Below are 13,224 nucleotides of genomic sequence, written 5' to 3'. Positions count from 1 at the left end.
CGCCCAGCGCGCGGCGCAGCAGGCGGGCCATGACGCGGGGGTCGCGATGGGCGCCGCCCACCGGTTCGTTGACCACGCGGTCCACCAGGCCCAGATCCTTCAGGCGCGGCGCGATGATGGCCAGGGCCTCGGCGGCCTCGGGCGCCTTGTCGGCGCTGCGCCACAGGATCGAGGCGCAGCCTTCCGGCGAAATCACGGCGTAGGTCGCGTACTGCAGCATCAGCACGGCATTGCCCACGGCGATGGCCAGGGCGCCGCCCGAACCGCCTTCGCCGATGATGGTGCAGATCACGGGGACCTTCAGCTCGGCCATGGCGTAGAGGTTGTGGCCGATGGCTTCGGACTGGCCGCGCTCTTCGGCGCCGATGCCGGGATAGGCGCCCGGGGTATCCACGAAGGTGAACACGGGAATGCCGAATTTTTCGGCCAGGCGCATCAGGCGCAGGGCCTTGCGATAGCCTTCCGGACGCGGCATGCCGAAATTGCGGGCGGCGCGCTCCTTGGTGTCACGCCCTTTCTGGTGGCCGATGACCATGCAGGGCGTGCCGTTGAAGCGCGCCAGGCCACCGATGATGGACTGGTCGTCGGCGTACATGCGGTCGCCGTGCAGCTCATGGAAGTCGGTGAACATTTCGCGCACGTAGTCCAGCGTGTAAGGACGCTGGGGATGGCGGGCGACCAGGGCCGTCTGCCAGGGCGTGAGCTTGGCGTAGATTTCCTTGGCCAAGGTCTGGCTCTTCTGCTGCAGACGTCCGATTTCGTCGGAGATGTCTACCGCTGAATCGGCCTGCACGTAGCGCAGCTGCTCGATCTTGTTCTCAAGCTCGGCGAGCGGTTGTTCGAATTCCAGAAATGTATTGCGCATGTAGTGTGGTTCCGTAGATGGGCTGCCTGGCGTGCGTCAGTACTGAACCGGAGTCGGTTCCAGACTGCGCCACAGATACCAGGTCGCCACGGTACGCCAGGGTTGCCACGCCAACGAGACTTCGCGAGCCTCGAAGCGCGAGACAGGCTCGCCGCTGAAATAGTGTAGCGAGATTGCCTTGAGCAACCCAGGATCATCCAGCGGCAGGACATCAGGCCGCTGCAGATTGAAAATCAAAAACATCTCCGCCGTCCAGCGGCCTATGCCCCGGATGGCGGTCAGTTCGGAAATGACGGCTTCGTCGTCCATTGCCGCCCATTTCTCGGGATGAACCCGGCGTTCGCCAAAATGCACCGCCAGGTCCAGCACGTACTCGGCCTTGCGCTGCGACAGCCCCGCCGCGCGCAAGCCTTCCAGGCCGACGCGCAGCACGGCGACGGGCGTGGGGCGCTTGCCCACGGCGTCGATGAACTGGGTCCAGACGGTGTCGGCCGCCTTGCTGGATACCTGCTGTCCGATGATCGCCCGCGCCAGCGTCACGAAAGGCGTGCCGCGCGAAGTCAGCCAGACCTCGGGATGCTGGGGGATGATCTTTTTCAGGATGCGGTCGCGCCGCATCAGGTGAGCTACGGCGGCTTCCCAATACTCGGGCTTGGGAATCTCGAGGTCGGCAGTGGACATGGCGGGCGGGTCCTGCGGGTTCAAGCTCGACGCCATTGCGTCACGCCGCCCGGCTTGTCGTCGAGTTCGATGCCGGCCTCGCGCAGTTCCACGCGGATGCGGTCGGCTTCAGCAAAGTTGCGGGCCGCCTTGGCGGCGGCGCGCGCGTCGATCAAGGATTGGATGGCCTCGGCGTCCAGCTCGCGACGCTCGCCCTGCTCCATGGCCGCAGCGGAATAGCGGGTGGGCGACTGGAAATAGGCCGCCGGATCCTGCTGCAGCAGACCCAGCAGCGATGCCAGCGCCTTCAACTGGCCGGCGCTGCGCGCGTTCTTGCCGCGGTTGGCCTCGGAGGCCAGTTCGAACAAGGCCGCCACGGCGCCCGAGCTGTTGAAGTCGTCGTCCATGGCCGCCTTGAAGGCCTGGGCCTGCGGCTCGTTCCAATCGATGCCTTGCGCGTCGGCCGGCACGTTCTGCAGCGCCTGGTACAGGCGGTCGAGCGCGTTCTGCGCGTCGACCAGGTTGTCCGGCGTGTAGTTCTGCGGGCTGCGGTAATGGTTGCGCACGATGAAGAAGCGCACCATTTCCGCTTCGCGCGGGTTGACGCGGTAGACCGCCTGATCGGCCGCGGGCTCTTCCTGGGCGATGGTCTGGCGGATGGTGCGGAAATTGCCCAGCGACTTGGACATCTTGTCCGAATCGACCATGAGCGGACCGCAATGCATCCAGATATTGGCCAGCACGCCGCCGAAGGCGCCCTCGGTCTGGGCGATCTCGTTTTCATGGTGCGGAAATTTCAGGTCCGGACCGCCGCCGTGGATGTCCAGCGGCAGGCCCAGCAGCGACTTGCTCATGGCCGAGCACTCGATGTGCCAGCCCGGGCGGCCCAGGCCATAGGGCGATTCCCACTTGGTATCGGCCGGTTCTTCCGCCTTGGCGGACTTCCACAGCACGAAATCCAGGGGGTCGCGCTTGGCCGAACCCACGGCCACGCGTTCGCCGGCGCGCAGATCGTCCAGCGTCTTGCCGGACAGCTTGCCGTAACCCGGAAAGCCGCGCACGGCGTAGTTCACGTCGCCATCGTCGGCCTGGTAGGCGAGGCCGTTCTGTTCGAGCTTGCCGATGATGTCCAGCATCTCGCCGACGTACTCGGTCGCGCGCGGCTCGCGGTCCGGCGTCTCGACGCCTAGCGCGCGCTCGTCGGCGTGCATGGCGTCGATGTAGAACTCGGTGACTTCGCTGATGCGGCGGCCGGTCTCGACGGCGCGGCGGATGATCTTGTCTTCGATATCCGTGATGTTGCGCACATAGTCGACCGCCAGCCCGCTGGCGCGCAGCCAACGCTGCACGACGTCGAACGACACCAGCATGCGGGCATGGCCCAGGTGGCAGAAGTCATAGACGGTCATGCCGCACACGTACATGCGCACCTGACCAGCTTGAGCCGGCTTGAACGGTTCTTTGGTACGCGACAACGTGTTGTAGATTTGCAGCATGGCGCTTATAGGCTTTATCTAAGTTTTCCGTGGCGGTTGCGGAAAGTTGCTGCCGAAGGAAAATACCTTCGGCGCGTGCCGCCGGGTCGGATTTCGATCCCAGGCCATAATCCCACTGGCGCTGATCATTCCAAGTCCCGCATTCCAAGCCCCCGCGTTCCACGTCCGATTCCACGGACGATATCGCCGGGCTTCGCTCCCGATGTCGAGCCAAAACACAACCGGGGCTAAAATGGCGGTCGTCAAGTATAGCAAGCGGCCCGGTCGCGCGCGTAAGCGTCGGCCTGCCAAGACTTTTAACGGATGCCCAAGTGACTATCAAGCCGCGCTTTCGCGTTGCCCTGCTCGCCCTGGCCCTCGCGTGCGCCCCGGTGGGAGCCTCTTTGGCCCAGTCGATGGGCGGCGGCGGTGGGGCCAACCCCAACGCCAACCGCACCACCCTGGATCCCGTCCCGCCAGAAGGCGGCTGGGACAGCCTGGCCAAGCTGCTGGAAGCGGCCAAACCTGGCGTCGACACGCGCCTGACGCCATCGCCGTCCCAGATCACGACGCATATCGAGCGCCTGCTGACCCACGGCGACAACGAAGAAGCGCTGGCCATGATCGAAAAGCGCCAGGAGCAGATCAAGGACCAGCGCGGCACCGATGTGCAGCTGATGTTCCAGCACGCCCGCGCGCTGGCCGCCCTGAACCGCACCGACGAGGCCATCGAGGTCTATACCGAGATGACCAACCGCTTTCCGGAGCTTCCGGAACCTTGGAACAACCTGGCGGCTCTATATGCTGGCCGCGGCGAACTCGACCGCGCGCAGGACGCCCTGTCGATGGCCCTGCGCGCCGACCCGAACTACGCCGCCGCCCGCGCCAATATGGGCGACCTGCAACTTCTGCAGGCCTTGAGCACCTACAAGAAGGCCGCCAGCGACGGCGTGCCCGGCATGCAGGAAAAGGTCCGCGAAGTCGAAACCATGCTGAAGGATAAACACGCCAAATGATGTCCCGCTACTCCCCCCTACACCTGCTGCGCCTGACGGCGTGCTCGTTCGCGCTGGCCGCATTCGCCCCAGCGCTCGTCAGCGCCGCCCCTGCGGCCAATTCCTCCACCTCCACCTCTGAAGGCACAAAAACCATGAGCACCAACCCCCGCGTCAAGCTCCAAACCAACCAAGGCGACATGGTCATCACCCTGGATGCCGCCAAGGCGCCCAAGACCGTCGAAAACTTCCTGACCTACGTCAAGGAAGGTTTCTACAACGGCACGGTGTTCCATCGCGTGATCGATGGCTTCATGGTCCAGGGCGGCGGCTTTGAGCCTGGCATGAAGCAGAAGCAGACCCATGCCCCCATCGAAAACGAAGCCAACAACGGCCTGAAGAACGACAAGTACACCCTGGCCATGGCCCGCACCAGCGATCCGCACTCGGCCACGGCGCAGTTCTTCATCAACGTGTCCAACAACGACTTCCTGAACTTCACCGCGCCCACGCCCAATGGCTGGGGCTACGCCGTGTTCGGCACCGTGACCGAAGGCACGGACGTGGTTGACAAGATCAAGAACGTGAAGACCGGCAACAAGGGCTTCCACCAGAACGTCCCCAACGAAGACGTGATCATCGAGAAGGCCGAAGTTCTTGAATAAGATTGCGCTGTCCGGCCCCATCTGGCTGGCATCCGACCTGCATCTGGGACCGGCCACGCCGGCCACCTCGGAGGCCTTCCTGGCCTTCCTGGAGGCCGCGCGCGACGAAGCCGGCGCCCTGTTGCTGCCGGGCGACATCTTCGATGCCTGGATCGGCGACGACGTGATCCGCGCCGCGCCGCCGTGGCTTGCCACGGCGCTGACGGCGCTGCGCGACACCGCCAGCCGGATTCCGGTCTGGCTGGGCCGCGGCAACCGCGACTTCCTCATCGGGGAAGAGCTGGCCCAGGCCCTGGGCGCCAAGCTGCTGCCCGAGCCGGCGCTGCTGGAAACGGACTATGGCCAGATCCTGCTGACCCATGGCGACGAGTTCTGTACGGACGACGCCGCCTACCAGCAGTTCCGCAAGATGGTCCGCGATCCGCGCTGGCAGGCCGAGTTCCTGGCCAAGACGATCCCCGAACGACTGGCGATGGCGCAGCAGGCGCGCGGCGAAAGCCAGGCCGCCAACCAGACGAAATCCATGGAAATCATGGACGTCAACGCCGCCGCCATTGAATCCGTCTTCCGCGAGACTGGGGTGCGCGTGCTGGTGCACGGCCATACCCATCGCCCCGCCCGCCACGTGCTGGAAGTGGACGGCAAGAAGCGCGAACGCTGGGTCCTGCCCGACTGGGACTGCGACCATGTTTCGCCGGCCCGCGGCGGCTGGCTGGTCATCGACCAGGACGGCCTGCAGTTCTACGACCTGGAAACGGAAGCGTAGCCCGCAGGCGCACCGCGTCAAGACGAAAAACGACTAGGGCCGCGCAAGCGGCCCTAGTCATTGCCACAGCCGGCGGCGCGCCGGCTGTGTCCTCAACGCGTGAAGATCCAGGCGGCGACGATGCCGCCAAAGATGATCCGATACCACGCGAACACGCGGTAGGTATGGTTGGCGACAAAACGCAGCACGGCGCGCACCACCACCATCGCGCTCAGGAAGGCGGCCACGAACCCCACCGCGATGCCCGTCAGGTCGTGCTGGGTGAGCAGTTCCATGTTCTTGTACATGTCGTAGACCGCCGCGCCCAGCATCGTGGGCATCGCCAGGAAGAACGAGAACTCGGTGGCCGTCTTGCGCTGGATGCCGGCGATCATGCCGCCGATGATCGTGGCCCCCGAGCGCGAGGTGCCTGGAATCATGGCCAGGCATTGCGCCACGCCCACGCCCAGCGCCTGCTTCCAGGTGATCTGCTCCAGCGTGCGGGCCGTGGCCCGCTCGTCGGAAGCCGTGTCGTCGGCCGCGCCCGGCATGTCTCCGGGCGTGTGGTGCGTCTTGCGTTCCACGTACAGCATGATCAGGCCGCCCAGCACCAGGGTCACGACCACCACGGCGGGGTGGTAGAAGACGCTCTTGATGGCCTTGATGAAGATCGCCCCGATCACGGCGGCCGGCAGGAAGGCGATGATCAGGTTGCGGGTGAAGGCAACCTCGCTGGGCACGCCGGTCAGCGTGCCGCGGATCAACGTCAGCAGCCGCGCGCGGAACACCCACATCACCGCCAGGATGGAGCCCAGCTGGATCACCACCTCGAACACCTTGCCCTGGCTGGACTCGAAGTTGATCCAGTCGCCCACCAGGATGAGGTGGCCGGTACTGGACACGGGAATGAACTCCGTCAGGCCCTCGATGATGCCAAGGATGAACGCTTTGATCAGGTATAGGGTATTTTCGGTCACGATGGGAGGCCGGTTCCAGTTAATCGTTGGCTAGGGATTCGTCATCCGCAAGCATTTCCTGGGGCCGCTTCTCCACGCGCACCAGCGCGATGCGGCGGCCGTCCATTTCCAGGACTTCAAAGCGGAAATGCTCGTGGTGGATTTCGTATTCGCAGACATCACCCGGCTTGGGCAGGTGCCCGAAGCGCGACAGCAGATACCCCGCCAGGGTTGAAAAATCCTGGGCGTCATCGACCAGGCCTTCGGTTTCCAGCACTTGCTCGACATGGTGCAGGTCGGCTGCGCCATCGATTTTCCAGGTGTTGTCGCCGTCGGCGACGATGTCGGGCAGTTCGTCCTCGTCGGGGAACTCGCCGGCGATCGCCTCGAAGACGTCGATGGGCGTCACCAGGCCCTCGATGGCGCCGAACTCGTCGGCCACCAGCACCAGCTGGCCGCGCGAGCGCTTGAGCGTGTCCATCAGGCGCAGGATGCCGATGGACTCGTGCACGATGATGGGGTCGCGCAGGCGGTTGCGGCGCACCCGGCCCTCGGTGATCAGGTCCGCCACCAGGTCCTTGGCGCGGGCGATGCCCAACACCTCATCCAGCGAACCGCGGCATACCGGGAAGAAGCTGTGCGGCGCCTCGGTCAGCTGGCGGCGGATGGTTTCCGGATCGTCGTCGATGTTGATCCAGGAAACATCCGTGCGCGGCGTCATGATCGAGCGGATGGAGCGCTCGGCCAGCGTCAGCACGCCGCTGACCATATTGCGCTCTTCGACTCCGAAGGCCGGGATGGCCGGGCCGTTCGCGCTGGGCAGGTCGGCCTCGTCGGCGGGCGGCCGCTTGCCCAGCATGCGCAACACCGCGGAGGCGGTGCGCTCGCGCATCGGCCGGCGCGCGTCCAGCTTGAGCAGGTTGCGGCGCGCCACCTGGTTGAGGGCTTCGATGGCGACCGAAAAGCCGATGGCCGCATACAGATAGCCCTTGGGCACCTTGAAGCCGAAGGCTTCAGCCAGGAGCGAGAAGCCGATCATCAGCAGGAAGCCCAGGCACAGCACCACCACCGTGGGGTGGGCGTTGACGAAGCGCGTCAGCGGCTTGGACGCCAGCAGCATGATGCCGATGGCGATGACCACGGCGATCATCATGATGGCCAGATGGTCCACCATGCCCACCGCGGTGATGACGGAGTCCAGCGAGAACACCGCGTCCAGCACCACGATCTGCGTCACGATCACCCAGAAGCTGGCGTAGACGCGCGGCCCCGACGAGCCGCCGTGCTGGGAGCCCTCCAGGCGCTCGTGCAGTTCCATGGTGCCCTTGAACAGCAGGAACAAGCCGCCGATCATCAGGATCAGGTCGCGGCCCGAGAACGACAGCGGGCCGATGGAAAACAGGGGGGCGGTCAGCGTGACCAGCCATGACATGACCGACAAGAGGCCAAGGCGCATGATGAGCGCCAGGCTCAGGCCCATGATGCGCGCGCGGTCGCGTTGCGCCGGGGGCAGCTTGTCCGCCAGGATGGCGATGAAAATCAGGTTATCGATCCCCAGGACGATCTCAAGGATGACCAGGGTAAGCAAGCCGACCCACGCAGTAGGGTCCAGCAGCCACTCCATCAGGAGCTCCAGAAGTTACACGACCGGTAATCGTACATGGAAAATCCGTGACACGCCGGTGACGAGACCCGTCCTTATGCCTGATGCGCGCGCGGTTTAGGCCCTGGGAACCAAGGCATCCAGGGCCTATTCCCATTGAAAAAAAACGAAAAAAAACCGGCCTCAAGCCGGTTTGCGCGCCTGGCAGGAACCGATCAGCTGCCGAGCTTGAGCGTGCCCTTCATCATGGCCCAGTGGCCAGGGAAAGAGCAGAAGTAGGCATAGGCCTCGCCCGGGGTCAGCTTGGAGACGTCAAACGTAACCGAATCAGACTCGCCGCCGCCGATGACCTTGGTGTGGGCGATGACGCGGGTGTCGCCCGCCTTGACGTAATCCTGCGGCAGGCCGGCGTTCATGCCGTCGGTGGCCACGGCCGTCTTGTCGGCTTCCTTGGTCAGCACCCAGTTGTGGCCCATGGCGACCTTGGCCATTTTGCCGACATGCTTGAGATGCACGGTGAATTGCTTGCAGCTTTTGTCGACGACCATTTCCTTCAGGTTGTACTGCATGGCGTCGTTGCTTTCTATGGTTGCTTCGCACTGAGCGGCCAACGCGGGCAGGCTGGCTGCGGACAGAACGATGGCTAGGGTGGCTTTTGCCAGCATGGAGATTCTCCGTAAACGTTGGCGGCTCTTCCGACACGCGTGAGGCACATGCCTCGCGTCGCTGCCGCCACGCACAAGTCTATGGCGCCCCGCAAGCCGCACTATTGACGAACATCAATAGCGCCTCGTTCACCCCCTCCAAAACGGGGATATCCCCTACGCCGCATGCGGGTATTGCCGCCTTGCGGCCTGCGCGCGCGTGCCGATTGACAAACCGCAATACGAACGACGCCGCATGTTCTTAGCATGCCTGCAAACAAACACAATCAGCAGAGTCCGAAAATGCAAGGCAGCACAGCGGCGGGGCGTGGGTTCAATCAGTACACCTGGTTCATTCATGCGGTTCTGCTGGCCTTGCTGCTGCTATGCGCGCAGGCAGCCAGCACCGCGCATGCCCAGCGATTGCCGGACTTCCTGGCCGGCGCCCCTATCGGACAGATCTTCCCCGGCGCGGACCGCGCCGACCCGCCCGCCGGCAAACCCATGGCCGCCAAGGTCTATGCCGGCACGCGCCAGCTGGGTGTGGTCTATCTCACTTCCGACGTCGTCAACACGCGCGGCTACTCCAGCAAGCCCATCGACGTGCTGGTCGGCCTGGCGAACGACGGACGCATCGTCGGCGCCCGGTTGGTGGAACACCACGAGCCCATCGTGCTCATCGGCATTCCGCAGTCCAAGGTCGACCATTTCATCAGCGGCTATGTCGGGCTGAACTTCGTGGACTCCCCGCCCCGCCATGGCGCCCCGCCGCCGGTGGACATCATCAGCGGCGCGACCGTCACCCTGATGGTGATCGGCGACAGCATCACGCGCTCGGCCATCGCCGTGGCCCGCGCCTATGGCATCGACAAGACTGCCGCCCCGGCGCAGCGGGCCGCGCCCGCCGCCACCCGCGTGGTGGACGAAACGCGCGACGCCGTCCAACCCTGGCAAGCCCTGCTGGACGCCGGCGCGGTGCGCAACCTGCGGCTGAGCCCAGAGGACGTGAACCGCGCGTTCCGCGAATCCGGCAGGAACGATGCAGCGGCGGCAAGCGCCGAGGGCAGCGCGGACGCGGACGGCTTCATCGACCTGTACGCCGCGCTGGTCAGCGTGCCCGCGATCGGCCGCAGCCTGCTGGGCGACACGGAATGGCAGCGCCTGAAGGAAAGGCTCAAGCCCGGCCAGCAGGCCGTGCTGGTGGCCGGCAACGGCGCCTACTCGTTCAAAGGGTCGGGCTACGTGCGCGGCGGCATCTTCGACCGCATCGAGATCATCCAGGACGAAAGCAGCTTCCGCTTCCGCGACCGCAACCACCAGCGCCTGGCCGACGTGGCCGCGCAAGGCGCGCCAGCGTTCCGCGAAGTGGCGCTGTTCGTCGTGCCCGAGGACGCCGCGCTGAATCCGGTCGCGCCCTGGCGCCTGCAGTTGATGGTGCAGCGTGTACTCAGCGTCAGCGACAAGGCCTTCGTGACCTTTGACCTGGGCTATGAACTGCCGGTGGCCTACACCCGCCCGGCCGCTGGCGCGCAAGCGACAGCGGCGCCCCCCACGGAAGCCGCGCCGGCGCAAGCCGCAATGGCCGAAGAATCCGCGCCCGCGCTGTGGAAGCAGATCTGGCGCGGCAAGACCGGACAGGTCGCCGTGCTGACCGTGGCGCTGCTGGTGCTGGTGGGCATCTTCTTCTTCCAGGACCAGTTGACCAGCCGCCCCCTGCTGCACGACCGCCTGCGGCTGGCGTTCCTGGCATTCGCGCTGTTCTGGATCGGCTGGTACGGCCAGGCCCAGCTGTCCATCGTCAACGTGCTGACCTTCTTTTCCGCGCTGCGCAGCGACTTCCGCTGGGAATACTTCCTGATGGACCCGCTGGTGTTCATCCTGTGGTGCGCCACGGCCATCTCGATGGTGTTCTGGAACCGCGGCGCCTTCTGCGGCTGGCTGTGTCCCTTCGGCGCCCTGCAGGAGCTCACCAACCGCATCGCCCGCCGCCTGGGCGTGCGCCAGCTCAAGATCAGCCACGGCGTGAACCAGCGCCTGTCGACCCTGAAGTACGTGATCTTCCTGCTGCTGTTCGGCTTTTCGCTGTATGACTTGGCGCTGGCCGAGCAGTTGTCCGAAGTCGAACCGTTCAAGACCGCGATCATCCTGCGTTTCATGCGCTACTGGCCCTTCGTCGCGTTCGCCGTGGCGCTGCTGGCCGCCGGCCTGTTCGTCGAACGCTTCTTCTGCCGCTACCTCTGTCCGCTGGGGGCCGCGCTGGCCATCCCCGCGCGCCTGCGCATCTTCAACTGGCTGCGCCGTTACCGCGACTGCGGCAACCCCTGTCAGCGCTGCAATCTCGAATGCCCGGTGCAGGCGATCGATCCCACCGGCGAGATCAATCCCAACGAGTGCATCCAATGCCTGCACTGCCAGATGCTCTATCACCACGAGCAGAAGTGTCCGCACCTGATCCAGAAGAAGGCCAAGCGGGAGCGCCGCCGCGCACCGGCGGCCGAACCTGCCGAGCAAGTCATCGTCATGCACCGCGCGCCGAATCCGAATAACGAACCCGGCGCCTGATCCCACTTTCCGCACAGCGGCGCCCGGCGCCGTCCCTACCAAGGAGTTATCCATGTCCGACAAGAACCCCGACAAGGCCGGCCTCACCCGCCGCAGCTTCCTCGGAACCGCAGCCATCACGGGCGCCGCAGGCCTGGTGGCGGGCGCGCAAATTTCCACCGCCCACGGCAAGGACGCCAAGGGCGGCGCGAATGGCGTGCTGGGCCATGTCGCCCCGGGCGAGCTGGACGAATACTATGCCTTCAATTCCAGCGGCCAATCGGGCGAGGTCCGCGTGCTGGGCCTGCCGTCCATGCGCGAGCTGGTCCGCATCCCGGTCTTCAACCATTGCAGCGCCACCGGCTGGGGCCGCACCAACGAAAGCCGCAAGATCCTGACCGAAGGCCTCACCCCCGAGACCCGCGAGTACCTGAAGGACAAGGGCGGCGTGTTCATCAACGGCGACGCCCACCACCCGCACCTCTCGTTCACCGACCGCACCTACGACGGCCGCTACCTGTACATCAACGACAAGGCCAACAACCGCGTCGCCCGCATCCGCCTGGATGTGATGAAGACGGACAAGATCACCGAACTGCCCAACGTGTCCGGCGTGCACGGCCTGCGGCCGCAGCGCTACCCGCGCACGGGCTATGTGTTCGCCAACGGCGAGCACATCATCCCCCTGCCCAACGACGGCAAGGTGACCGATGATCCCAAGAAGAACTTCTTCGCCATCTACACCGCGCTGGACGGCGACACCATGAAGGTCGCCTGGCAGGTGCTGGTGGACGGCAACCTGGATAACGGCGACGCCGACTACCAGGGCAAGTACTCGTTCTCCACCTGCTACAACTCGGAGAAAGGCGTCACGGTGGAAGAAGCCTCGGCCAACGAGCAGGACTGGGTCGTGGTGTTCAACATCAAGCGCATCGAAGAAGCCGTCAAGAACGGCGACTTCAAGACCATGGGCGGCGTGCCGGTGATCGATGGGCGCCACGGCTCCAAGTACACCCGCTACATCCCGGTGCCGAACTCGCCGCACGGTTGCAACGCCGCGCCCGACGGCATCCACCTGGTGCTCAACGGCAAGCTGTCGCCCACCGTCACGGTGCTGGACGTGCGCACGCTGGACGACCTGTTCGACGACAAGATCAAGCCGCGCGATTGCGTGGTGGCCGAACCCCAGCTGGGCCTGGGCCCGCTGCACACGGCATTCGACGGCCGCGGCAACGCCTACACCACGCTGTTCATCGACAGCCAGATGGTCAAGTGGAACATCGACAAGGCCAAGCGCGCCTACAAGGGCGAGAAGGTCGATCCGATCATCCAGAAGCTGGACGTGCACTACCAGCCCGGCCACAACCATTCGACCATGGGCGAAACCCGCGAGGCCGACGGCAAGTGGCTGGTGTCACTGAACAAGTTCTCCAAGGACCGCTTCCTGAACGTCGGCCCGCTCAAGCCCGAGAACGACCAGCTCATCGACATTTCGGGCGACGAAATGAAGCTGGTGCATGACGGCCCCAGCTTCGCCGAGCCGCATGACATGTGCCTGGTGCACCGCTCCAAGGTCCATCCCATCAGCGTCTGGAAGCGCGACGACCCCATGTGGGAAGACGCCCGCCAGATGGCCAAGAAGGACGGCGTGTCGCTGGACGACGCGGCCAAGGTGGTGCGCGACGGCAACAAGGTGCGCGTGTACATGATGGCGGTCGCGCCCATGTTCAGCATCAAGAAATTCGAGGTCAACCAGGGCGACGAGGTCACCGTGGTGGTGACGAACATGGAGGTGATCGAGGACCTGACGCACGGCTTCACGCTGGAAGGCCACGGCATCGCCATGGAAATCGGACCGCAGGCCACTGCCTCGGTCACCTTCACGGCGGACCGTCTGGGCGTGTACTGGTACTACTGCCAGTGGTTCTGCCACGCGCTGCACATGGAGATGTCCGGCCAGATGGTCGTGCATCCCAAGAAGACCGTGTAGCGCTTATGCAGCTCGCCGCAACCTTGACGATGCGCGCAGGCCAGGCCGCCCGCGCCGTGCTGCTGGCGGCCGCCGGGCTGGCGCT

Annotated in this window: 11 protein-coding genes; 5 read left to right on the top strand and 6 right to left on the bottom strand. The window is 65.1% G+C overall.

What is annotated here, in order from left to right; translation table 11 throughout:
• The 3 genes from VIR09_RS01705 to cysS all read right to left on the bottom strand — a co-directional run.
• Positions 1 to 865, bottom strand: an 865-nt coding sequence (locus VIR09_RS01705) for an acetyl-CoA carboxylase carboxyltransferase subunit alpha (RefSeq protein WP_332011184.1), incomplete at its 3' end; no start/stop codon positions are given.
• A 36-nt stretch (positions 866 to 901) separates the two neighbouring features.
• Positions 902 to 1,546 carry a DNA-3-methyladenine glycosylase gene (locus tag VIR09_RS01700; RefSeq protein ID WP_332011182.1) on the bottom strand — a complete coding sequence of 215 codons (645 nt, stop codon included), beginning with the start codon at positions 1,544 to 1,546 and terminating at the stop codon, positions 902 to 904.
• A gap of 20 nt (positions 1,547 to 1,566) precedes the next feature.
• Positions 1,567 to 3,021 (bottom strand): cysteine--tRNA ligase, encoded by a 1,455-nt coding sequence (cysS, locus tag VIR09_RS01695; RefSeq protein ID WP_332011179.1) that lies wholly within the window; start codon positions 3,019 to 3,021, stop codon positions 1,567 to 1,569.
• Positions 3,022 to 3,332: 311 nt separating this feature from the next.
• Here cysS and VIR09_RS01690 point away from each other — a divergent pair, with 311 nt between their 5' ends.
• From VIR09_RS01690 to VIR09_RS01680, 3 genes are all read left to right on the top strand, one after another.
• On the top strand, positions 3,333 to 4,016 hold the full coding sequence (locus VIR09_RS01690) for a tetratricopeptide repeat protein (RefSeq protein WP_332011178.1): 684 nt from the start codon (positions 3,333 to 3,335) through the stop codon (positions 4,014 to 4,016).
• 134 nt (positions 4,017 to 4,150) lie between these two features.
• On the top strand, positions 4,151 to 4,660 hold the full coding sequence (locus VIR09_RS01685) for a peptidylprolyl isomerase (protein ID WP_332011176.1): 510 nt from the start codon (positions 4,151 to 4,153) through the stop codon (positions 4,658 to 4,660).
• On the top strand, positions 4,653 to 5,426 hold the full coding sequence (locus VIR09_RS01680) for a UDP-2,3-diacylglucosamine diphosphatase (protein WP_332011174.1): 774 nt from the start codon (positions 4,653 to 4,655) through the stop codon (positions 5,424 to 5,426). The genes VIR09_RS01685 and VIR09_RS01680 overlap by 8 nt, the downstream gene beginning before the upstream one ends.
• A 92-nt stretch (positions 5,427 to 5,518) precedes the next feature.
• On the opposite strand, the gene VIR09_RS01675 is transcribed toward VIR09_RS01680, so the two are convergent.
• The 3 genes from VIR09_RS01675 to azu form a co-directional block, all read right to left on the bottom strand.
• Positions 5,519 to 6,382 (bottom strand): undecaprenyl-diphosphate phosphatase, encoded by an 864-nt coding sequence (locus VIR09_RS01675; RefSeq protein ID WP_332011172.1) that lies wholly within the window; start codon positions 6,380 to 6,382, stop codon positions 5,519 to 5,521.
• Positions 6,383 to 6,401: 19 nt separating this feature from the next.
• The gene (locus tag VIR09_RS01670) at positions 6,402 to 7,985 is read right to left on the bottom strand and encodes a TerC family protein (RefSeq protein WP_332011170.1); all 1,584 of its coding nucleotides are present in this window, start codon (positions 7,983 to 7,985) and stop codon (positions 6,402 to 6,404) included.
• A 194-nt stretch (positions 7,986 to 8,179) separates the two neighbouring features.
• Positions 8,180 to 8,629, bottom strand: coding sequence for an azurin (gene azu, locus VIR09_RS01665; protein ID WP_013395169.1), 450 nt, complete (start codon positions 8,627 to 8,629; stop codon positions 8,180 to 8,182).
• Between the two features lie 282 nt (positions 8,630 to 8,911).
• Between azu and VIR09_RS01660 the strand changes: the two genes are divergently transcribed.
• Together VIR09_RS01660 and nosZ are read left to right on the top strand one after the other, a co-directional pair.
• On the top strand, positions 8,912 to 11,170 hold the full coding sequence (locus VIR09_RS01660) for a 4Fe-4S binding protein (RefSeq protein WP_332011167.1): 2,259 nt from the start codon (positions 8,912 to 8,914) through the stop codon (positions 11,168 to 11,170).
• A 52-nt stretch (positions 11,171 to 11,222) separates the two neighbouring features.
• Positions 11,223 to 13,139 (top strand): TAT-dependent nitrous-oxide reductase, encoded by a 1,917-nt coding sequence (gene nosZ, locus VIR09_RS01655; protein ID WP_332011165.1) that lies wholly within the window; start codon positions 11,223 to 11,225, stop codon positions 13,137 to 13,139.
• Positions 13,140 to 13,224 lie beyond the last annotated feature (85 nt).

The sequence above is a fragment of the Achromobacter sp. genome (genome assembly GCF_036567245.1).
Lineage (GTDB): Bacteria > Pseudomonadota > Gammaproteobacteria > Burkholderiales > Burkholderiaceae_B > Achromobacter.
Note: the sequence above shows the minus strand (reverse complement) of the source record. Positions and strands in the feature narration are given on the sequence as shown.

Bases quoted from the DNA above. Each gene is read 5' to 3' on its own strand.
- azu (WP_013395169.1), bottom strand. From the start codon at position 8,629: ATGCTGGCAAAAGCCACCCTAGCCATCGTTCTGTCCGCAGCCAGCCTG.
- nosZ (WP_332011165.1), top strand. From the start codon at position 11,223: ATGTCCGACAAGAACCCCGACAAGGCCGGCCTCACCCGCCGCAGCTTC.
- VIR09_RS01685 (WP_332011176.1), top strand. From the start codon at position 4,151: ATGAGCACCAACCCCCGCGTCAAGCTCCAAACCAACCAAGGCGACATG.
- cysS (WP_332011179.1), bottom strand. From the start codon at position 3,021: ATGCTGCAAATCTACAACACGTTGTCGCGTACCAAAGAACCGTTCAAG.
- VIR09_RS01700 (WP_332011182.1), bottom strand. From the start codon at position 1,546: ATGTCCACTGCCGACCTCGAGATTCCCAAGCCCGAGTATTGGGAAGCC.
- VIR09_RS01670 (WP_332011170.1), bottom strand. From the start codon at position 7,985: ATGGAGTGGCTGCTGGACCCTACTGCGTGGGTCGGCTTGCTTACCCTG.
- VIR09_RS01660 (WP_332011167.1), top strand. From the start codon at position 8,912: ATGCAAGGCAGCACAGCGGCGGGGCGTGGGTTCAATCAGTACACCTGG.